Origin of the sequence: Defluviimonas salinarum, from assembly GCF_026013545.1 — a bacterium.
GTDB lineage: Bacteria > Pseudomonadota > Alphaproteobacteria > Rhodobacterales > Rhodobacteraceae > Albidovulum > Albidovulum salinarum.
This window is the reverse complement of the sequence record NZ_JAPDOG010000007.1, coordinates 153,106-172,385: the sequence shown is the minus strand read 5'-3', so window position 1 is coordinate 172,385 and position 19,280 is coordinate 153,106. Positions and strand designations below refer to the sequence as shown.

The 19,280-nt window shown below is 65.7% G+C and carries 20 protein-coding genes; 5 read left to right on the top strand and 15 right to left on the bottom strand.

Translation table 11 applies throughout. The features are described from left to right. Positions 1 to 89 precede the first annotated feature (89 nt). On the top strand, positions 90 to 416 hold the full coding sequence (locus OM960_RS10085; RefSeq protein ID WP_264771863.1) for an arsenate reductase family protein: 327 nt from the start codon (positions 90 to 92) through the stop codon (positions 414 to 416). A gap of 47 nt (positions 417 to 463) precedes the next feature. Here OM960_RS10085 and OM960_RS10080 read toward each other — a convergent pair whose 3' ends face one another. The 6 genes from OM960_RS10080 to thrS all read right to left on the bottom strand — a co-directional run bounded on the left by OM960_RS10080 (position 464) and on the right by thrS (position 5,480). Further along, on the bottom strand, positions 464 to 670 hold the full coding sequence (locus OM960_RS10080; protein ID WP_263334329.1) for a cold-shock protein: 207 nt from the start codon (positions 668 to 670) through the stop codon (positions 464 to 466). A 173-nt stretch (positions 671 to 843) separates the two neighbouring features. After that, positions 844 to 1,383, bottom strand: a complete 540-nt coding sequence (locus OM960_RS10075) for a DoxX family membrane protein (RefSeq protein ID WP_264771862.1) — start codon at positions 1,381 to 1,383, stop codon at positions 844 to 846. A gap of 6 nt (positions 1,384 to 1,389) precedes the next feature. After that, the gene (locus OM960_RS10070) at positions 1,390 to 2,127 is read right to left on the bottom strand and encodes an HvfC/BufC N-terminal domain-containing protein (RefSeq protein ID WP_264771861.1); all 738 of its coding nucleotides are present in this window, start codon (positions 2,125 to 2,127) and stop codon (positions 1,390 to 1,392) included. Continuing rightward, on the bottom strand, positions 2,124 to 2,978 hold the full coding sequence (gene bufB / locus OM960_RS10065; protein ID WP_264771860.1) for an MNIO family bufferin maturase: 855 nt from the start codon (positions 2,976 to 2,978) through the stop codon (positions 2,124 to 2,126). The genes OM960_RS10070 and bufB overlap by 4 nt, the downstream gene beginning before the upstream one ends. A 60-nt stretch (positions 2,979 to 3,038) precedes the next feature. Then, positions 3,039 to 3,335: a BufA1 family periplasmic bufferin-type metallophore gene (locus tag OM960_RS10060; protein ID WP_263334336.1), complete on the bottom strand. Its 297-nt coding sequence runs from the start codon at positions 3,333 to 3,335 to the stop codon at positions 3,039 to 3,041. Between the two features lie 189 nt (positions 3,336 to 3,524). Further along, positions 3,525 to 5,480, bottom strand: a complete 1,956-nt coding sequence (thrS, locus tag OM960_RS10055) for a threonine--tRNA ligase (protein WP_264771859.1) — start codon at positions 5,478 to 5,480, stop codon at positions 3,525 to 3,527. A gap of 156 nt (positions 5,481 to 5,636) precedes the next feature. Here thrS and OM960_RS10050 point away from each other — a divergent pair, with 156 nt between their 5' ends. Further along, positions 5,637 to 6,398 carry an alpha/beta hydrolase gene (locus tag OM960_RS10050; protein ID WP_263334340.1) on the top strand — a complete coding sequence of 254 codons (762 nt, stop codon included), beginning with the start codon at positions 5,637 to 5,639 and terminating at the stop codon, positions 6,396 to 6,398. A gap of 15 nt (positions 6,399 to 6,413) precedes the next feature. Here OM960_RS10050 and phaZ read toward each other — a convergent pair whose 3' ends face one another. Continuing rightward, complete coding sequence (gene phaZ / locus OM960_RS10045) at positions 6,414 to 7,691, bottom strand: polyhydroxyalkanoate depolymerase (protein ID WP_263334343.1); 1,278 nt, start codon at positions 7,689 to 7,691, stop codon at positions 6,414 to 6,416. A gap of 99 nt (positions 7,692 to 7,790) precedes the next feature. Between phaZ and OM960_RS10040 the strand changes: the two genes are divergently transcribed. The 3 genes from OM960_RS10040 to phaR all read left to right on the top strand — a co-directional run bounded on the left by OM960_RS10040 (position 7,791) and on the right by phaR (position 10,892). Then, positions 7,791 to 9,584: a PHA/PHB synthase family protein gene (locus OM960_RS10040; RefSeq protein WP_264771858.1), complete on the top strand. Its 1,794-nt coding sequence runs from the start codon at positions 7,791 to 7,793 to the stop codon at positions 9,582 to 9,584. Positions 9,585 to 9,703: 119 nt separating this feature from the next. After that, positions 9,704 to 10,159, top strand: coding sequence for a phasin family protein (locus OM960_RS10035; RefSeq protein WP_263334346.1), 456 nt, complete (start codon positions 9,704 to 9,706; stop codon positions 10,157 to 10,159). Positions 10,160 to 10,328: 169 nt separating this feature from the next. After that, positions 10,329 to 10,892, top strand: a complete 564-nt coding sequence (gene phaR / locus OM960_RS10030; protein ID WP_263334348.1) for a polyhydroxyalkanoate synthesis repressor PhaR — start codon at positions 10,329 to 10,331, stop codon at positions 10,890 to 10,892. A 51-nt stretch (positions 10,893 to 10,943) separates the two neighbouring features. Here the strand turns inward: phaR and OM960_RS10025 are convergent, their stop codons facing one another. The 8 genes from OM960_RS10025 to OM960_RS09990 form a co-directional block, all read right to left on the bottom strand. Then, the gene (locus OM960_RS10025; RefSeq protein WP_264771857.1) at positions 10,944 to 12,146 is read right to left on the bottom strand and encodes a DegT/DnrJ/EryC1/StrS family aminotransferase; all 1,203 of its coding nucleotides are present in this window, start codon (positions 12,144 to 12,146) and stop codon (positions 10,944 to 10,946) included. A gap of 107 nt (positions 12,147 to 12,253) precedes the next feature. Then, positions 12,254 to 13,612, bottom strand: coding sequence for a glutamine synthetase family protein (locus OM960_RS10020; protein ID WP_264771856.1), 1,359 nt, complete (start codon positions 13,610 to 13,612; stop codon positions 12,254 to 12,256). A 3-nt stretch (positions 13,613 to 13,615) separates the two neighbouring features. Beyond that, positions 13,616 to 14,308, bottom strand: coding sequence for a type 1 glutamine amidotransferase (locus tag OM960_RS10015; protein WP_263334353.1), 693 nt, complete (start codon positions 14,306 to 14,308; stop codon positions 13,616 to 13,618). A gap of 74 nt (positions 14,309 to 14,382) precedes the next feature. Further along, entirely contained in the window at positions 14,383 to 15,717 is a 1,335-nt protein-coding gene (locus OM960_RS10010; protein WP_263334354.1) for a glutamine synthetase family protein, read from the bottom strand. Between the two features lie 198 nt (positions 15,718 to 15,915). Beyond that, complete coding sequence (locus tag OM960_RS10005) at positions 15,916 to 16,722, bottom strand: ABC transporter permease (RefSeq protein WP_263334356.1); 807 nt, start codon at positions 16,720 to 16,722, stop codon at positions 15,916 to 15,918. Beyond that, positions 16,719 to 17,603 carry an ABC transporter permease gene (locus tag OM960_RS10000; RefSeq protein ID WP_264771855.1) on the bottom strand — a complete coding sequence of 295 codons (885 nt, stop codon included), beginning with the start codon at positions 17,601 to 17,603 and terminating at the stop codon, positions 16,719 to 16,721. Before OM960_RS10000 ends, OM960_RS10005 begins: the two co-directional genes overlap by 4 nt. A gap of 42 nt (positions 17,604 to 17,645) precedes the next feature. Beyond that, positions 17,646 to 18,365 carry a transporter substrate-binding domain-containing protein gene (locus tag OM960_RS09995; RefSeq protein ID WP_263334360.1) on the bottom strand — a complete coding sequence of 240 codons (720 nt, stop codon included), beginning with the start codon at positions 18,363 to 18,365 and terminating at the stop codon, positions 17,646 to 17,648. A gap of 43 nt (positions 18,366 to 18,408) precedes the next feature. Further along, on the bottom strand, positions 18,409 to 19,188 hold the full coding sequence (locus tag OM960_RS09990; RefSeq protein WP_354003551.1) for an ABC transporter ATP-binding protein: 780 nt from the start codon (positions 19,186 to 19,188) through the stop codon (positions 18,409 to 18,411). Positions 19,189 to 19,280 lie beyond the last annotated feature (92 nt).

Sequence of the window (19,280 nt, the reverse complement as noted above, 5' to 3'; positions counted from 1 at the left end):
AGGCGGAATCTTGCTGATGGCTTGCCAGGCTACGCGGGCATCGACTATCCGGGCCCGGGCAAGCGCGCGAATCCGGGAGGCCCGAGCCGATGATCCTGTATGGAATTGCCAGCTGCGACAGTTGCCGCAAGGCGCGGCGGGCGCTCGATTCGGCGGGCCATGCGGTCACCTTCCGGGATATCCGCACCGAGCCGCTGACCGTGGCGGAGCTGGAGCGGTTCCTCGCGACCTTCGGCGACCGCCTGGTCAACCGCGCCTCGGCGACCTGGCGGGCGCTTGACGAGGCAAGCCGCGCGGCGCCCTTGGCGGAGCTCATCGCGGCGCATCCAACCGTGATGAAACGGCCGGTGATCGACAGCGGCGCGGCGCTGCACCTTGGCTGGGGCAAGGACGTGCAGGCAGCGCTTCTGTCATGAAAACGGCCCGCCGGAGGCGGGCCGCAGGTGTCACGGATGCCGTCGGATCAGAGCAGCTTCAGGTCCGCCGCAGAGGCGCGGCCGTCGCGGCCGGACTGCATTTCGTAGGCAACTTTCTGATTGTCGGCGAGCGTCTTCAGGCCCGCGCGCTCGACGGCGGAGATATGGACGAAAACGTCCTTGCCGCCATCGTCCGGGGCGATGAATCCGTACCCCTTGGTAGTATTGAACCATTTAACGGTGCCAGTGGCCATCCGTTCCTCCTCAGTCATTGTTCCCGGGCGCCATTGCCCAAGGCCGTGCAGCCAGGTCTTTCGAATCTTCCGGCTGCCCCGTGACGAGGGAGCGGTAGGAAAGTCTGCGGTCACGCCGAGGAAATGATGAGGTATTTCCGCCAAAAATCAAGGCATTTGAAGAAGGTGCGGATTCAGCGGCGGTTGCGGGCCAGCAGGCGGTCGAGCGACAGGGGACCGGCGCCCATCAGGACCAGCGGCAGGAGCAGCATGATCCAGAGCGCCCGCTGGTCGAGTATGAGCGCGCCCGGGGTCGCGTCGAACCAGCGGCCGAGATCGTCGCCGCCGACGCCGTGGCCGAGGATGTCGGTGAGGCTCTGGACGAGAACGAAGCCAATCATGCCGAGGCTGGCGAGCCGGGTGAGGAGGCCGAGAACGATCAGGAGCGGCAGGAGCAGCTCGGCCCAGGTCCCGGCGAGCGTCACCGCCCAGTGAAAGGGACCGAGCTGCGAGAAGTCGTAGCCGGCGGCCTCGACCGCCTTGGGGAAGATCTGGATATAGGCGCCGTCCGAGGGTCGGAAGAGGCCGGTGATCCCCTCGCCGAACTTGGTGCGGGCGGAGTTCCAGTAATAAATGAGCAGGACCCCGGCGAAGACGAACCGCGCGAGCGTCGGCAGCGTGGCGGGGGCAAGTCGGCTGAGGTGGTCCGCGAGGCGGTCATAGGCGGCAAACACGGGGGGTCACTCTCCTGTAATGATGCCGACGATCGCACTCCCGCCGAGCAGGAGGCCGAGGGTTGCGGTGAGATCGAACGCGCCGGCGGCGTCGAGGGCCTCGCCGACAGTCCGGCCTTCTGCCAGCGCGGCGACGAAGGGGGCGGCGCCGGCGGGAAGGAGAAGCGGTTCGGGGTCGAAATCGGGGCGGACGATGAGCACGTCCTCGGCCGTGGCCTGTTTGGGGGCGGTGCCGTTGCGGGCATTGGCCGTCCAGATCGCGTGGATCGGCCAGCAGGAGCGGAGGAGCCGGACGGAAGGGGCGAGCCGGAGCCGGGCTGCGACGAAGGCGTCGGGAGTGAGGGTCTGCAACGCCTCGGCCGCGACCGGCGCGGCGTCGGCGGCGTGGTAGGACTGGCGCAGCGCAAGCTCGAGCCGGGCGATGTCGGGCAGGTAGCCGAGATGCGCGACCGGGGGGAAGGTCTCGAGGAAGGCGGGCATCGCCGCGCCGTAGAACATCATCAGCGGGGAAGCGGGCGGATGGGCGCGCAGATGCTCGCGCGCCATCGCGGTGAAGAACTCCTCGCCGACGAGCTTGCGGATGACCGGGAAGGCCTGGCGCAGCGCCTCGGTCAGCGAGACGGTGACATTGTTGCGGTAGACGTCGAAGCGGCGCCCGGCGGGCTGGCCGGCGGGGCCGGTGAGGCCCTCCGGTGCGGGCCGGCTGGGGTCGAGGAGGGCGGCGCGGAACTCCGACTGGCTCATGCCGGTACCCCGTCGAGGATGCGGGCGGCGCGGGTGGCTTCTTCGGCCAGCACCGGCCAGTCGGGGACGTCGTTGTCCCATTCGATCAGCGTCGGCTTCGCGCCACCCCTGGCGAGGGTCCGGGCATAGAGTTGCCAGACCGGGTCGACGACCTCGGAGCCATGCGCGTCGATGAGGAGCGGCGCACCGGCGTCGTCGGCATCCTCGTCATGGCCGCCGAGATGGATCTCGCCCACGAGATCATGGGGAAAGCGGTCGATGTAGTCGCCGGGGTCGGTCTGCCGGTTGGTGCAGGAGACATAGACATTGTTCACGTCGAGCAGCAGGCCGCAGCCGGTGCGCTTCGCGATCTCGGTCAAAAAGTCGATCTCGTCGAGATTTGTCTCGGTGAAATTCACATAGACCGAGGGGTTTTCGAGGAGCATGCGGCGGCCGACGTGATCCTGCACCTCGTCGATATGGGCGCAGACGCGGGCCAGCGTGGCCTCCGTATAGGGCAGCGGCAGGAGGTCGTTGAGGAACTCGGCGCCGTGGGTGGACCAGGCGAGGTGTTCGGAGAAGCTCGCCGGGTCGAGCCAGCCGCAGAGCTGCTTCAGCCGGGCGAGGTGGTCGCGGTCAAGAGCGGCCTCGCCGCCGATCGAGAGGCCGACGCCGTGGACGGAAATCGGGAAGCGTTCGGCGAGGTGGCGGAGCTGCGCGAGGGGGCGGCCGCCGTCGCCCATGTAGTTTTCTGCATGGATTTCGAGCCATTCGACTGGAGTCGGATCGGCGAGAATGCTGGAAAAGTGCTGGGGCTTGTAACCGACGCCGGGCCGGGCCGGAAGCCTGCGCTTGGCGGTTTGGTCTAGCATGCCGTCCCCCGTTGGTCAGGACAGCATCCCCGGCGAGGCCGGGGATGCCGGAGGCGATCCTCAGCCCTGCGGCAGGTCGCGGTCGAGCGCCTCGAGCGAGCCCATGCGGCCGTCGGGCAGTTCCATCGTGGCGCAGGTGCCGGCCGGGACGAGCTTCCAGGAGTTGCCCTGGTAGTCGACCTTCGAGGTGCCGGCGCAGGTCGTGCCCGGACCCGCGGCGCAGTCGTTCTGGCCGGCCAGCGCCACGCCGAAACACTTTTCCTTGGCCTCCTGGGCCGCGGCCGGCGTGGCCATGTGCCCAGCAAGGGCTGCGGCGAGGCTGCCGGCGACGGCGAGGGTCTTCACGGAATGAGACATGGTTGTATCCCTTGTTGCGGTTGCTTGGGTCGTCGTGTCGACAGGAGGGACCGTAGCCGCAGCTTCGGTCACTGACCACTCACGAAGGCGTGGCCCACAGGTGCGTGAAAAGCTGAAACATCAAGCTGCCCGGCCGGTTCGGCCGGTGCGGAGGCCCCGCCCTTGTGGGCGGAGCCTGTCAGAACGCCTTTATTTCCGGGCGAGGCCGTCGGGCGGCGTCGCGTCGCCGGCGAGCGCCGCGACCGCTTCGGCGAGGCCGGCGGTTTCGGTCCGGGTCTCGCCGAGGCGGCGGATTGAAACAGTCCGCTCGGCGACTTCCTTCATGCCGACCGCGAGTATCACGGGAACCTTGCCGACCGAATGCTCGCGGACCTTGTAGTTGATCTTCTCGTTGCGGGTGTCGGCCTCGGCGCGGAGCCCGGCATCGCGAAGCGCAGCCACGACCTCGTGGACGTAGTCGTCGGCATCCGAGACGATCGAGGCGACGACGACCTGCCGGGGCGCGAGCCAGAACGGCAGCTTGCCGGCGTAGTTCTCGATCAGGATGCCGAGGAACCGCTCGAAGCTGCCGAGGATCGCGCGGTGGAGCATCACCGGGCGGTGCTTGGCGCCGTCCTCGCCGACATATTCCGCGCCGAGACGGACCGGCAGGTTGAAATCGGCCTGGAAGGTGCCGCACTGCCATTCCCGCCCGATCGCGTCGGTGAGCTTGAAGTCAAGCTTCGGCCCGTAGAAGGCGCCTTCGCCGGGGTCGATGACATAGTCGTTGCGGACCTTCCTGACCGCGCTTTCGAGCGCCGCCTCGGCCTTGTCCCAGATCTCGTCGGAGCCCACGCGGACCTCGGGCCGGGTCGAGAGCTTGATGTCGAACTTGGTGAAGCCGAGATCGGCGTAAACCGAGGACAGAAGGTCGATGAAGCCCGCGCATTCGGCCTCGATCTGGTCCTCGGTGCAGAAGATGTGGGCGTCATCCTGGACGAAACCGCGCACCCGCATGAGGCCGTGCATCGAGCCCGAAGATTCGTAGCGGTGGCAGGAGCCGAACTCGGCGAGGCGGAGCGGCAGGTCGCGGTAGGACTTGAGGCCCTGGTTGTAGACCTGGACGTGGCAGGGGCAGTTCATCGGCTTCAGCGCGTTGATGCGCTTTTCCTTGGCGCCTTCCTCGTCGACCTCGACGATGAACATGTTCTCGCGGTAGGCCTCCCAGTGGCCCGAGCGTTCCCAGAGCACGCGGTCCACGACCTGCGGCGTCTTGATCTCCTTGTAGCCGGCGCGGTCGAGGCGGCGGCGCATGTAGTCCTGCAGCGCCGAGTAGACGGTCCAGCCGTTCGGGTGCCAGAACACCATGCCCGGCGCCTCTTCCTGCATGTGGAAGAGCTCCATCTCGCGGCCGAGTTTGCGGTGGTCGCGCTTGGCGGCCTCCTCGAGCATCGTCAGATGGGCCTTGAGGTCGTCGCGGTTCTTGAAGCCGACGCCGTAGATGCGCTGGAGCTGCTTCTTGGTGTGATCGCCGCGCCAGTAGGCGCCGGCGACCGACATCAGCTTGAACGCGTCGGCCGGGAGCTGGCCGGTATGCTGGAGATGGGGCCCCCGGCAGAGGTCCTGCCAGTGGCCGTGCCAGTACATGCGCAAGGGCTCGTCGCCGGGGATCGCCTCGATCAGCTCGACCTTGAAGGGCTCGTTCTTGGCGACGTAGTGGGCGATGGCGCGGCTGCGGTCCCAGACCTCGGTTTTCACCGGGTCGCGTTCGGCGATTATGGCGCGCATCTCCTTCTCGATGGCGCCGAGATCCTCGGGCGTGAACGGCTCCTCGCGGTCGAAGTCGTAGTACCAGCCGTTCTCGACCACCGGGCCGATCGTGACCTTCACCTCGGGCCAGAGCTTCTGCACGGCGCGGGCCATGACATGGGCGAAGTCGTGGCGGATGAGTTCGAGCGCCTGGGCGTCGTCCTTCATCGTGTATATGGCGATCTGGCTGTCGGCCTCGATCGGCCACTGGAGATCCCAGTGCCGGCCGTCGACGCAAGCCGAGATTGCCGCCTTGGCGAGCGAGGGGGCGATCGACTGCGCCACTTCGGCGGCGGTCACGCCTTTCGCGTAGTCGCGTTTGTTGCCATCGGGGAATGTCAGGGAAATCTGGGTCATCGGCCCATGCTCCTCGTCGGTTTGGCGCCCACGGAACGCCCGGTTGCGGGTTATGTGGCGTCTCTATTCCCAATCGGGGCGCGGAAGTCAACGGCCGGGGGTTCCACCCCCGGACCCCCGGGGGTATTTGGGACAATGAAGAATGTGGGGGTGTTCATGAGCGAGTTTCTGACGACACCGGAGGGGCGGCGGATCGCCTATGACCGGATCGGGGGCAGGACGCCGGGGGTGGTGTTCCTCGGCGGGTTCAAGTCCGACAAGGAGGGCACCAAGGCGCTGGCGCTCGAGGCCTGGGCGAAGGCGGCGGGACGGGCGTTTCTCCGGCTCGACTATTCCGGGCACGGGCAGTCGTCGGGCGAGTTTCTCGACGGCGCGATCGGCGACTGGTTCGAGGACGCGCGTGCGGCGATCACCGCGCTGACCGAGGGGCCGCAGGTGCTGGTCGGCTCGTCGATGGGGGGCTGGATCGCGCTTCTGATGGCGCGGGAGATGCCGGAGAAGGTCGCCGGCCTCGTGACGATCGCGGCGGCGCCGGACTTCACCGAGGACGGGATGTGGGGCGCCTTCAGCGAGGATCAGCGGCGGGAGCTGATGGAGGCGGGCCGGGTCGCGCTGCCGTCGGACTATTCCGACGAGCCCTACATCATCACGCGGCGGCTGATCGAGGAGGGGCGCGGCCGGCTGGTGCTGCGGCGCCCGCTCGACCTGCCGTTCCCGGTGCGGATGCTGCAGGGCACGGAGGATGCCGACGTGCCTTTGGCGGTGGCGGTGCGGCTCATCGAGCATGTGATGGGCCCGGATATCCGGCTCATCGTGGTGAAGGGCGCTGACCACCGGTTCTCGACTCCCGACTGCCTGAAGCTGATCGAGCTGTCGGTCGTGAAGGTGCTCGCGCGGCTGGAGGGCGGCGCCGGCTAGGCGCCGCCGGAAGGCTCAGACCGCGCGGATCTCCGGCTTGCCGGTGCGGCGACGGTTCGGCAGGCCGGAATTCTCGTCGAAGAAGTCGAGCACCAGCGGCCGGATGTTGTTGCGCCAGGACTTGCCGGCGAAGATGCCGTAATGGCCGGCGCCGGGCTCGACATGGAAGGCTTTCTTCGAATCGGGCAGGCCGGTGCAGAGGTCGAGCGCCGCGCGGCACTGGCCGGGGGCGGAGATGTCGTCCTCCTCGCCCTCGATCGTGTGGACCGCGACATCGGTGATTCGGCCGATGTCGACGCGCTGACCCGCGACCGTGAAGATGTTCTGGGCGATCTCCCGTTTCTTGAAGACGCGCTCGACCGTGGAGAGGTAGAACTCCGCCGTCATGTCCATGACCGAGAGGTACTCGTCGTAGAAGCGGTTGTGGGCGTCGCGCTCCTTCGCCTCGCCCTTGGCGGCGCGCAGGATCTGGTCGGAGAAGGCCTTGGTGTGGCGGTCGAGATTCATCGAGATGAAGGAGGCGAGTTGCAGCAGGCCCGGGTAGACCAGCCGCCCGGCGCCGGCATATTTGAAGCCGACGCGCTGGATCGCCAAGTGTTCGAGCTGACCCATCGTCAGGCGGCGGCCGAAGTCGGTGACCTCGGTCGGGGCGGCGTCGGGGTCGATCGGGCCGCCGATCAGCGTGAGCGTGCGGGGCTGCGCCTTGGGCTCGGCCTCGGCGAGGTAGGCGGTCGCGGCGAGCGTGATCGGAGCCGGCTGGCAGACCGCGACGACATGGATGTCGGGGCCGAGATGGCGCATGAATTCAACGAGATAGAGGGTGTAGTCCTCGATGTCGAACTTGCCGGCGGAGACCGGAATGTCACGCGCGTTGATCCAGTCGGTAACGTAGACGTCGCAATCGGGCAGGAGGCTGAGCACGGTGGAGCGCAGGAGGGTCGCATAATGGCCGGACATCGGCGCTACCAGGAGCACCCGGCGCGGCATCGGATCGCGGCCCATGACCTTGAAGTGGATGAGGTCACCGAAGGGGCGCGAGACCACGGTCTCGACATCCACCAGATGGTCGCGGCCGTCGCTGCCGACCACGGTGCGGATGCCCCAGTCGGGCTTGATCACCATGCGCGCGAAGCTGCGTTCGGTGACGCGGCCCCAGGCGGAAAGCACCTTGAACATCGGATGCGGCACGAGCCCCCAGATCGGGTAGGAGGACATTGCCCGGGCCGAGGCACCCAACCACTCGTTGGTGTTCCTGGTGCTTTCCATCAGGTCGTAAGAAAACATTCCCTTCATCGCATCTCCTGTCCCGGTCGCTCTGGCGATAACGCCGCTTTTCCTGCGCGCGCAGCAACGCTATGCTGCAGTGCAACAGAGTAGGGAGGAAAGGTTGACATGACAACTGAACTTGAGGCCGCCCCTGAAAATCTTGAAAAACTCAGTGCAAATCTGGCACGGGTCGAGGAACTGACGCAGCGCCTCATCCAGGCGATGGCACAGAAGCGGATGCCCAATCCGGCGGTCGAGGCGCCCGGTCACACGCTTTTCGCCCATGCCGTCACCGCCTACTGGAAAGAGGCGCTGGAAAACCCCGGCAAGCTGATCGAGCAGCAGGCCGCACTCTGGGGCAAGACGCTGAAGCATTATATCGACGCGCAGCAGGCGCTCGCCTCAGGCAAGTTCACCGCGCCCGAGGATGCCGGCCCGACCGACCGGCGCTTTTCCAACCCGCTCTGGAAGACCCATCCCTATTTCAACTTCGTCAAGCAGCAGTATTTCCGCAACGTCGCGGCGATGGAGCAGGCGCTGGCGAATATCGACGACCTTGAGCCGCACGAGCGCAAGCGTGTCGAGCATTTCGCGCATCAGATGATGGACATGATGGCGCCGACGAACTTCCTCGGCACCAATCCCGATGCGCTCGAACGCGCGGTGGAGACCGAGGGCGAGAGCCTCGTGAAGGGGCTCGAGAACCTTGTCCGCGACATCGAGGCGAACAAGGGCGACCTCCTGGTCCGGCTCGCCGATCCGGACGCCTTCACGCTTGGCGAGAACGTCGCCGCGACCGAGGGCGCGGTGGTGTATCGCAACCGCATGATGGAACTCATCCAGTACAAGGCGACGACCGAAGATGTCCACGCGACGCCGGTGGTGATCTTCCCGCCCTGGATCAACAAGTTCTACATCATGGACCTCAAGCCCTCGAACTCGCTGATCAAGTATATCGTCGATCAGGGCTACACGCTCTTCGTCGTGAGCTGGAAGAACCCCGACAAGAGCTATGCCGATGTCGGGCTAGACCAGTATGTGGAGGAGGGCTTCATCGCCGCGATCGAGGAGGCCAAGAAGATCACCGGCGAGAAACAGGCCAACGCGGTCGGCTACTGCATCGCCGGCACCACGCTGACCATGACCCAGGCGGTGCTCGCCAAGCGCGGCGACACGTCGGTGAAGTCGGCGACCTTCTTCACGACGCTCACCGATTTCTCCGATCCCGGCGAGGTCTCGGTCTTCCTAGACGACGATTTCATCGACGGCATCGAGGGGCAGGTCGCAAAGGACGGTTATCTCGACAAGTATTTCATGGCGCGGACCTTCTCGTTCCTGCGCTCGAACGACCTCGTTTATGCACCGGCGATCCGCAACTACATGATGGGCGAAGCGCCGCCCGCCTTCGATCTTCTGTTCTGGAACGGCGACGGCACCAACCTGCCGGCAAAGATGGCGGTCGAGTACCTGCGCTGGATCTGCCAGGCCAACCATCTCGCCGACGGGAAGATCAGGATCTGCGGCGAGACGATCGGGCTCACGGACGTCACGATCCCGCTCTTCGCGGTGGCCTGCGAGGCCGACCATATCGCGCCGTGGAAGGGGTCGTTCAACGGCATCCGGCAGTACGGGTCGAAGGACAAGACCTTCGTGGTGTCGCAATCGGGCCATATCGCGGGGATCATCAATCCGCCCGGTAAGGACAAGTACGGCCATTACACCAACGAGGCCGAGATGACGACCGCCGACGAGTGGCTGAAGTCGGCAACCTTCCACAAGGGCAGCTGGTGGCCGCGTTGGGAAGAGTGGCTGCGGGCGCGGGCCGGCACGAAGGTTCCGGCGCGCGCTCTGGGCGATTCGGCGCATCCGGTGCTGGCTCCGGCGCCGGGAAATTATGTGGCTGAAGTTCCAAGTATCTGAAATAGAAGCGGAAAAACTTTTTTCTGCACTGCAGCGAAAAACCTTGAAATGCTGCGGTGCAGAACGTATCTTCCTTGCATACGCAGAACGGGCTGACGCCCTTGCCAGGAGATACACAGATGCAGAAGACCCAGGACTTCACCAAAGTCATGCAGGACATGGCTTCCTCCGTTCCCTTCGACGCGAAAGCGTTCCAGGACACGTTCAAGACCTCGGCCGTTCTCGGTGAGAAAGTGGCGAAAGTCGCTCTCGAAGCCGCCGAGAAGTCGAACGAGATTTCCTCGAAGTGGACCAAGGACACGATCGCCAAGTTCGGCGCCCTCGCCAAGGTCAAGGACGAGCCGACCGATTACTCCAAAGCGATGACCGACTTCGCGTCGGCCGCTGCCGAGATGGCCGCCGAAAACCTCGCCGCCTTCGCCGAAGTCGCGAAGAAGGCCCAGATGGAAACCGTCGAGCTGATGCTCGCCGCCGGCAAGGACTTCTCCGAGGACGCGACCGCCGCGGTGAAGAAAGCCCAGGCGGAAGTCACGACCGCCGCGAAGAAGGCCGCGGCAGCCGCGACCTCGAAGTAAGTAGCGAGTGCGAGATTAACGGTCTCCTTACTCCTCCCTGTCGGTGAGACCGAAACTGGGCGGGCCTCGTGCCCGCCCTTTTCTTTTTTCGTTCTTTTTGTTGTCTTTTCTGCCGCGCGGCTTAATCTCGCTGCAACGCCAAAAAAAGACGATCCCGGGAGGATGGCCGATGGCCGAAGACGCCAAGCCGCTGCTGATCAAACGCTATGCCAGCCGGCGGCTCTACAACACGGAAACGAGCGACTACGTCACGCTTGAGGATATCGCCGCCTTCATCCGCGACGGGCGCGAAGTGCAGATCGTCGACCTGAAGTCGGGCGACGACCTGACCCGGCAGTATCTCCTCCAGATCATCGCTGAGCACGAGAGCCGCGGCGAGAGCGTGCTGCCGATCGACGTGCTGACCGATCTCGTCCGCAGCTACACGACGAGTGCGCAGAGCGTGGTGCCGCAGTTTCTCGCCGCCTCCTTCGAGATGCTGCGCGAGGGCCAGTCGAAGATGCTGGAAAACCTCTCGACCTTCCCCAACCCGATGTCGTCGATGCCGGGCTTCGAGGCATTGCAGCGCCAGCAGCAGGCCTTCCTGCGCTCGATGATGGGCGGCTTGGCGCCTGCGAGGGAATCCGAGGCCGAGGAGAAGCCGAAGGGCAAGGCGAAGGGCAAGGACGAGGAAGACCTCGAGGCGATCAAGAAGCAGCTTGCCGAGCTGCAGTCAAAGCTCTCCAGGCTCTGACGCCGCGCCGGAGGAGGCCTCCGGCGGGGGTATTTTGGCAATGAAGAAGGATCAGGCGCGCCTGATCTCGTCGACCGCAGCGAGCAGGCCGTCGGCGATCACGTCGAGCTCGGCGCGGGTGAGCCGCGTCGGCAGGCGCACGTCGCAGGCCCGCATCAGCATCGCGCGGGTCTTCGGCAGGTCGGGCGGCGTGCCGAGGAACTGCCAGTTCCAGAAGGCGCGGGCATTGTCCTTCGAGAGCCCGAAGACCTGGACCGAGACGCCGCGGCGCAGGGCGGCGTCCTGGAAGGCGCGCGCCTCGTCGTCGGTGTCGAAGCCGTTCAGGTTGAACTGCAGCGAATCCGGGGCGCGTTCCTCCTGGGGCAGGGCGGGCGGCACCTCGATCCAGGGCGAGGCGTTTAGGCGCTCCGCGACGTGGTCGTGATTGGCGCGGCCGGCGGCGACGCGGGCGGCGATCTCGGGGATCTGCGGCCGGATCACGGCGGCCGAGAGGTTCTGCATCCGCATGTTGTACAAGGGCAGCCGGTTCTGCCAGCGCATGAAGCCGGTCTGCAGGCCGGGGTGTTTCTTCCAGTTGTGCTCGTAGGCGCCCGACATGATCACCGCGCGGGCGGCAAGCTCGGGGTCGTCGGTGATGAACATGCCGCCCTCGCCGGCATTGACGAGCTTGTAGGACTGGAACGAGAAGCAGCCGATCCGGCCAATCGTGCCGATCTTGCGGCCCGCCCAGAGCGTGCCGAGCGAATGGGCGGCATCCTCCACCACCGGCAGGCCGCGAGCCTCGGCCTCGATCATGATCGCGTCCATGTCGGAGGTATGGCCGCGCATGTGGCTGATGAGCACCGCGTCGGCGCCGTCGAGCTTGGCGCGGAAATCGTCGAGGTCGATGCGGAGGTCGCGGCCGACCTCGACGAGGACGGGTTCGCAATCGGCGTGAACCACGGCGGAGGGCACCGCGGCGAAGGTGAAGGCGGGGATCACGACGCGCGCGCCGCGCGGCAGGTCGAGCGCCTTCAGCGCGAGGAAGAGTGCCGCCGAGCAGGAGGAGACCGCGAGCGCGTAGCGCACCCCCATATGGGCGGCGAACTCGGCTTCGAGGAGCGCCACCGGCGCGCCTTCGGGCGCGGTGTAGCGGAAGAGGTCGCCACTCGCGAGCAGCCGCTCGATCTCGGCCCGCGCGGCCTCGGGGATCGGTTCGGCCTGGTGGACGTCGGGGGTCCGGGTCGGCTGGGGTGCCAGGGTGGCGGTGGACATGGTTCACCTTTTTGAAATCGCCGGTTTCAAAAATCCATATCTGTCCGATGTGGAAAAGACCACAGGCCGCCCGGGGGCGGCCTGCAAAAAATCGCCGATCGCGGCGGTCAGACGTTGAGCAGCAGGTACTCGCGCTCCCAGGGGCTGATGACCTGCAGGAACTCCTTGTACTCGTTGCGCTTGACCGCCTCGTAGATGTCGCAGAACTCCGGCGTCAGCACCTCGCGCAGGGGCGCGCAGTCGGAGAAGAGGTCGAGCGCGTCGCCGAGATTGGTCGGCAGCTCGTCGGAGTCGATATAGGCGTTGCCGGTGACCTCGGGCCGCGGCAGCTTCTTCTCCGTCAGCCCGAGATAGCCGCAGACCAGCGTCGCGGCGATGCCGAGATAGGGGTTGCAGTCCATCCCCGGCAGGCGGTTCTCGATCCGCCGCGCGGCGGGTTCCGAGATCGGCACCCGGAGCCCGGTGGTGCGGTTGTCGCGGCCCCATTCGAGGTTGATCGGCGCCGCGAAGTCCGGGACGTAGCGGCGGTAGGAGTTTACATAGGGCGCCATCAGCGCCACCACCGCGGGCAGGTAGTTCTGCATGCCGGCGATGAAGTGCAGGAAGGCCTCGGTCTCGCCGCCCTTGGCGTCGGAGAAGATGCTCTTGCCGGTCTTGAGATCGACGACGGACGAATGGATGTGCATGGCGCTGCCCGGCTCGCCCTCGATCGGCTTGGCCATGAAGGTCGCGAAGCAGTCGTGGCGCAGCGCCGCCTCGCGCAGCAGCCGCTTGAAGAAGAATACCTCGTCGGCGAGGTCGATCGGATCGCCGTGGGAGAGGTTGAGCTCGACCTGACCAGCGCCACCTTCCTGGACGATGCCGTCGATCTCGAAGCCCTGGGCCTCGGCGAAGTCGTAGATATCGTCGATGACCTTGCCGTATTCATCGACGGCCGACATCGAATAGGCCTGCTTGGCGGCGGCGCGCCGGCCGGAGCGGCCCATCGGCGGGATCACCGGCATGTTCGGGTCGACGTTGCGCGCGACGAGGAAAAACTCCATCTCGGGCGCGACGATCGGCTTCCAGCCCTGATCGTTGAAGAGCTTCACCACGCGCTTAAGCACGTTCCTGGGTGCCATCGGCACCGGGTTGCCCTGCTGGTCGTTGACGTCGTGGATCACCTGGATGGTGATGTCGGCGGTCCAGGGCACAGCGGTCGCGGTCGAGAAGTCCGGCGTCAGGATCATGTCGGGTTCGGTGAACTCGCTCTCGTCCGGCATGTCGGCATAGTCGCCGGTGATGGTCTGCGCGAAGATCGAGTTCGGCAGGTGGAAATACTTCTGTTTGCCGAATTTAGAGGCCGGCATCGCCTTGCCCTTGGCCACGCCCGCGAGGTCGGAGACGAGGCACTCAACCTCGTCCAGCCGGCGGCCGGCGATGTATTCCTGGGCGGCTTCGGGAAGCTTCTGGGTCCAGTCGGACATGAATCACACTGTCGCTTTATTTCGGTTCTGCTTGAAGAAGTCCGCGATCCGGTCGGCGATCGCGGCGGAGGAATTGGCGCCGTCGAATCGGGCGCGCGCCGCCTCCATCAGCGCGTCGGGCACGAGGCCCTTCCCGCGATACGTCATCAGCCCGTCGATGAACGCATCGCCGTATTCGGGATGGGCCTGAACGGTATAGGCGCGGTCGTCATAGAGGAGCGCGGCATGTTCGCAAAAGGGGCTGGAGCCCACGGTCTCGGCCGCGGCCGGCTTCTCGACGACCTGGTCCTGGTGCCAGGCGTTGAGCGTCACCGTCTCGCCCCCGAAGTCGTAGTCGGTCGGGCCGACCGACCAGCCGCCCTTGAACTTCTCCACGCGGCCGCCCATCGCCTGGGCGATGATCTGGTGGCCGAAGCAGATGCCGACGACGGGCACCCGTTCGGCATAGGCCTTGCGGATGAACTCTTCCAGCGGCTTGATGAACGGATGGTCCTCGTAGGCGCCGTGGCGCGAGCCGGTGATGAGCCAGCCGTCGCAGTCATGGACGCTCTCGGGAAACTCCATCCCCTCGACATGGTACGAGGTGAAGTCGAGCCCGCGTCCCGCCAGAAGCCGGACGAACATGTCGGGATAGTCGCCCATCCTGTCCTTCAGGACATCTGGGGCCTGGCCGGTCTGGAGGATGCCGATACGCATGGGTGTCTCTCGGTCGGAACGTCAGGGAAGGGTGCGCCGCGCCGCCCGCCTTTGCAAGCGGCGCGGAAGCCGGGTCAGACGGTGTCGAGGTAGATCTCGGTCTTCTCCTCGGGCGTCAGTTCTGCCATGTAGCGCAGCTCCTGCCGCTTGGTCATCACGAGGTTGCGGATGAGCTCCTTGGGGAAGATCTTCGCCACGATCTCGCTCTGCTCGAACGTGTCGATCGCCTCCTCCCAGCTCTCGCAGAGAAGCGGCAGTTCGAGCGCGTAGGCATTGCCGGTGATCGGCGCCGGCGGGGTCATCTTTTCCTCGATGCCGACGAGCGCCGCCCCAAGGATGCCGGCGAGCATCAGGTAGGGGTTCACGTCGCCGCCCGCGACCCGGTGCTCGATCCGCCGCGCCTTGGGATTGCCCGAGGGGATGCGGATCGCCGAGGTGCGGTTCTCGTAGGCCCAGCAGACGCCGTTCGGGGCATGGGCCTCGGGGATCAGGCGGTCGTAGCTGTTGGAATGCGGCGCGAAGAGAAGCGTGCAGTCGCGCATCGCGGCGAGGCAGCCGGCGACGGCATGCTTCATCATGTCGGTGCCTTCCGGCCCGCCGTTGTCGAAGACGTTCTCGCCGTCCTTGTCGATCACCGAGAAATGGGTGTGGAGCCCGTTGCCGGAATACTCCGGATAGGGCTTCGCCATGAAACTCGCGGCGAAGCCGTGGTGGCGGGCCATGCCCTTGAGGAGCATCTTGAACAGCCAGGCATCGTCGGCGGCGCGCAGGGCGTCGTCGCAATGCATCAGGTTGATCTCGAACTGGCCGAGCCCGGATTCCGAGATCGCGGTATCGGCCGGAATGTCCATCGCCTCGCAGGCGTCGTAGAGATCGGTGAAGAAGGTGTCGAACATGTCGAGCGCGCGGATCGACATGATCTCGGCCGCCTTGCGGCGCTTTCCGGAGCGGGGGCTCGGCGGCACCTGGAGCGTCTTGCCGGAATCGTCGATCAGGAAGAACTCAAGCTCCATCGCGCAGACCGGCGTGAGCCCCAGCGCCTTGTAGCGCTTGACGATGCGGGACAGCGCGTGGCGCGGGTCGCCCTCGTAGGGGCGCCCGCTCTCGCGGAACATCCAGATCGGCAGGATCGCCGAGGGGCTGTCGAGCCAGGGCATCGGCATGAAGCCGCGCTCGGTCGGTTTCAGCACGCCGTCGACATCGCCGGAGTCGAACACCAGCGGGCTGTCCTCGATGTCCTCGCCCCAGATGTCGAGGTTCAGGACCGACATCGGGTAGCGCGTGCCGTTCTCGACGACCGTGTCGGCGAAGCGGACCGGGACGCGCTTGCCGCGCGGCTGTCCGTTGAGATCCGCGGCCGCCACGCGAATCGTGCGCACCTCGGGGTGTTTTCTGAGCCAGTTCTTCATCTTCCGCACCTGATTGGCCTGGCGCGCGTTCCGAAACCGCCTCGGGCCGGATCTTGAACGATCCGGCAGGCAGCATCGGCCCATGCCCTTGGGCCTTCGCTGTTTGTGATCAAATTTTGCGGGTGGCGCGGCATGCGCCGACAAGTTCCCGGAATCAGGCGTTCAGTACGCCCGAATAATTTGATCAAATATGTGATACTACCGGATCAGCTGTGGACGCAAGCGAATTCTGCTGCGGGTCTCCTGCGGCAGGTGCCGGTTGAGCCGGGCATTCACCCGCCCGAAGAGCCAGATCACCGTGAGCGTGAGCAGGATGAAGTAGAAGGCGAGGATCGGATAGGGGATGAACGGGTTGAAGGTCTTGTCGGCGAAATAGCTCGCGTAATAGAGCGCGTCGCCCTTCTGCTTCAGGGTCGGGAAGCCCGAGAAGAACACCAGCGTCGTGGCGTGGAAGAGAAAGATCGCCTCGTTCGTATAGGCCGGCCAGCCGAGTCGTAGCATCGTCGGCCAGATCACCCGTCGGAAGCGCGGCCAGCCCGACATGCCATAGGCGTCGGCGGCCTCGATGTCGCCCTTCGGGATCGACTGCAGCGCGCCGTAGAAGATCTCGGCCGAATAGGCGGCGGTGTTGAGGAAAAGGACGACCAGCGCCCCGAGTGCCGCGGCCGTCAGGGGCGCCAGCACCGGGTAGGAGGATTTGAGGCTCAGGAACAGGAAGTAGGCGAAGAAGAACTGGATGAAGAGGGGCGAGCCGCGGAACACGAAGACGAACCACTCCGCGGGCTTTCGGATCAGGGGATTGCGCGCGCTCTTGCCGAGCGCGACCGCGGTCGCCAGCACGAAGCCCGACAGAAGCGCCAGCGTGCCGAAGTAGATGTTCCAGATCATGCCCGAGCCGATCAGCGTGAACTGCTGGCAGAGCGTGAAGTCGGACCGCGGCAGGAGCCGCTCGCCATGGCCGAGGCTTCTGAGGCCGTAATCGGCGATCGTTTCCCAGCAACTCATGCCGCCGCCTTTCGTTGTGCTTCGCCGCCCATCGTCGCCTGACCCTTGGTGAGGCGCTTCATGATCTTGTCGAGCGCCACCTCGGACACCCGCGTGAAGCCGAGATAAAAGATGAGGAGCGCGAGGAAGTACCACATCCGCCAGTCGGGATGGGGATAGTCGGTGAACTGCGTCGTCTTCGACCCGCCGAGCTCGCGCGCCCAGTAGACGATGTCCTCGACGCCAAGGAGGAACAGCAGCGGCGTCGCCTTGATCAGCACCATCCAGAGATTCGAGAGGCCGGGCAGCGCGTAGACCCACATCTGCGGCACCATGATGCGCCAGAAGCTCTGGCGGTGCGTCATCCCGTAGGCCTCGGCGGTCTCGATCTGCGCCCGCGGCACCGCCTGCATCGCGCCGTAGAGCACGTTCGCGGCGAAGGCCCCGAAGACGATCGAGAAGGTCAGGACGGCGAGGAAGAAGCCGTAGGTCTCGTGCACCCATTGCGGCGCTGTGCCCAGGGGCAGCTTCGCCGCGGTGCAGACCACGAAATCGTTGCCCTGCCAGATATCCTGATCCCAGCCGGGGCACTTGATCTTGTGGCGCACCAGCTCGAACGCCTGGTCGAGCGCGATGACGAAGAACATGAAGAAGGCGATGTCCGGAACTCCGCGCACCACCGAGATATAGGCCTTGCCGAACCAGCGGAGCGGCAGGAAGCGGCTGCGCGCTGCCGAGGCGCCGCCGAAGCCGAAGACCAATGCCACGGGGGCGGTGATGGCCAGAAGCAGCAGGACCGTGCCGACGGCCCAGTACATCGACAGGTGTTTGCCCGTGGTCAGGTAGCAGAGAAGCCAGCTGAGGCCTTCGAGCGCGCTCGGATCGGTGCAGGAATTGAACATGGGATCAGGACGGGCGGGGCTCGGACGCCCCGCCCTCTCGCATCAGAAGACCAGCGATTCTTCGCCGAACCACTTCTTGATCATCTCGTTCAGCGTGCCGTCGTCCTTCATCGACTGGATCGCCGCGTCGAGCTTGCCCTTGAGCTCGGCGTCGGATTCGCGCACGCCGATGCCGATGCCGTCGCCGAGCTGGATGTCATCGCCGACGAAGGCCAGCTCGCCGCCCGATTCCGCGACGATCGGCGCGAGGAAATCCTTGTCGGCCAGAACCGCGTCGGCCTCGCCGTTGCGGACCGCGGCGATGGTCTCGTCCGGGCTCGGGAATTCGAGGAGCGTGGCGCCGGTTTCGGCGACATGGCTCGCCTGCAGTGTCGCCGCCTGCGCCGCGATCACGCCGGACAGGTCGGCATCCGCAGAGAGCCCGACATAGGCCGAGGCCGCCGGCGGGAAGTAGTTTTGGGTGAAGTCGATGACCGCGTCACGTTCAGCGGTGATCGACATGCCGGCGATGATCGTGTCGTAGTTGCCCGAGACGAGGTTGGGGATGATCGAATCCCAGTCGTTGGTGACCCATTCGCAGGTCAGCTCGGCCCGCGCGCAGAGTTCGTCGCCGACCTCGCGCTCGAACCCGTCCACCTCGCCGGCATCATTGATGAAGTTGTACGGAGGATAGGCGCCCTCGGTGCCCATGCGCACAGTCTGGGCCGTGGCGAGCCCTGCGGTCAGCGCCAGAACGGCGGCGGAAAGGACAAGCTTCTTCATAAGGTAACTCCCGGTCTTGCTTTGGTTCGAGCTGCTTTGAATGTCAGGCCGCAACGGTCGCGCTCAGGAACTGTTGCAGGCGTTCGGTTTTCGGATTGCCGAAGAGCTCGGCCGGCGGACCTTCCTCCTCGATCCGACCCTGGTGCAGGAAGACGACGTGGTCCGACACATCGGCGGCGAGCCGCATGTCGTGGGTGACGATGATCATGGTGCGGTGTTCCTCGGCGAGCGCCTTGATCACCTTCACCACTTCCTGCTGCAATTCGGGGTCGAGCGCCGAGGTCGGCTCGTCGAAGAGGAGCGCGGTCGGCTCCATGCAGAGCCCGCGCGCGATGGCGGCGCGCTGCTGCTGGCCACCCGAGAGCTGCGCGGGATAGGCGTCGCACTTGTCGCCGATGCCGACCTTCTCGAGATACTTGCGCGCCGAGGCCTCGACCTCGGCCCTGTCCCGCTTCAGCACCGTCAGCGGCGCCTCCATGACATTCTGCAGGATCGTCATGTGGGACCAGAGGTTGAACTGCTGGAACACCATCGACAGGTTGGTGCGGATGCGGATCACCTGCGCCCGGTCGGCCGGATGGCGGCCGAGCCCCTCGCCGCGCCACTTGACCTCTTCGCCCTTGAAGATCACCTCGCCCTGCTGGCTGTCCTCCAGCAGGTTGCAGCAGCGCAGGAGCGTCGATTTGCCCGAGCCGGACGAGCCGATGAGCGAGACGACCCCGCCGCGCATCGCCTTGAGCGAGACGCCTTTCAGGACTTCAAGCTGGCCATAAGCCTTGTGCAGGTCACGGATTTCGATGACCGGAATGTCTTTTTCTGTCACGTTGCATTCTCCCCGGCGCAGAGTAGGGCGGATAATTCGCCGCTTTACAATGCGCTTTTTGTCCGGCTGGACGGGAAAATTCCGGCGAAACG

Bases quoted from the DNA above. Each gene is read 5' to 3' on its own strand.
- OM960_RS10085 (WP_264771863.1), top strand. From the start codon at position 90: ATGATCCTGTATGGAATTGCCAGCTGCGACAGTTGCCGCAAGGCGCGG.
- OM960_RS10080 (WP_263334329.1), bottom strand. From the start codon at position 670: ATGGCCACTGGCACCGTTAAATGGTTCAATACTACCAAGGGGTACGGA.
- OM960_RS10070 (WP_264771861.1), bottom strand. From the start codon at position 2,127: ATGAGCCAGTCGGAGTTCCGCGCCGCCCTCCTCGACCCCAGCCGGCCC.
- bufB (WP_264771860.1), bottom strand. From the start codon at position 2,978: ATGCTAGACCAAACCGCCAAGCGCAGGCTTCCGGCCCGGCCCGGCGTC.
- OM960_RS10060 (WP_263334336.1), bottom strand. From the start codon at position 3,335: ATGTCTCATTCCGTGAAGACCCTCGCCGTCGCCGGCAGCCTCGCCGCA.
- thrS (WP_264771859.1), bottom strand. From the start codon at position 5,480: ATGACCCAGATTTCCCTGACATTCCCCGATGGCAACAAACGCGACTAC.
- OM960_RS10050 (WP_263334340.1), top strand. From the start codon at position 5,637: ATGAGCGAGTTTCTGACGACACCGGAGGGGCGGCGGATCGCCTATGAC.
- phaZ (WP_263334343.1), bottom strand. From the start codon at position 7,691: ATGAAGGGAATGTTTTCTTACGACCTGATGGAAAGCACCAGGAACACC.
- OM960_RS10040 (WP_264771858.1), top strand. From the start codon at position 7,791: ATGACAACTGAACTTGAGGCCGCCCCTGAAAATCTTGAAAAACTCAGT.
- OM960_RS10035 (WP_263334346.1), top strand. From the start codon at position 9,704: ATGCAGAAGACCCAGGACTTCACCAAAGTCATGCAGGACATGGCTTCC.
- phaR (WP_263334348.1), top strand. From the start codon at position 10,329: ATGGCCGAAGACGCCAAGCCGCTGCTGATCAAACGCTATGCCAGCCGG.
- OM960_RS10025 (WP_264771857.1), bottom strand. From the start codon at position 12,146: ATGTCCACCGCCACCCTGGCACCCCAGCCGACCCGGACCCCCGACGTC.
- OM960_RS10020 (WP_264771856.1), bottom strand. From the start codon at position 13,612: ATGTCCGACTGGACCCAGAAGCTTCCCGAAGCCGCCCAGGAATACATC.
- OM960_RS10015 (WP_263334353.1), bottom strand. From the start codon at position 14,308: ATGCGTATCGGCATCCTCCAGACCGGCCAGGCCCCAGATGTCCTGAAG.
- OM960_RS10010 (WP_263334354.1), bottom strand. From the start codon at position 15,717: ATGAAGAACTGGCTCAGAAAACACCCCGAGGTGCGCACGATTCGCGTG.
- OM960_RS10005 (WP_263334356.1), bottom strand. From the start codon at position 16,722: ATGAGTTGCTGGGAAACGATCGCCGATTACGGCCTCAGAAGCCTCGGC.
- OM960_RS10000 (WP_264771855.1), bottom strand. From the start codon at position 17,603: ATGTTCAATTCCTGCACCGATCCGAGCGCGCTCGAAGGCCTCAGCTGG.
- OM960_RS09995 (WP_263334360.1), bottom strand. From the start codon at position 18,365: ATGAAGAAGCTTGTCCTTTCCGCCGCCGTTCTGGCGCTGACCGCAGGG.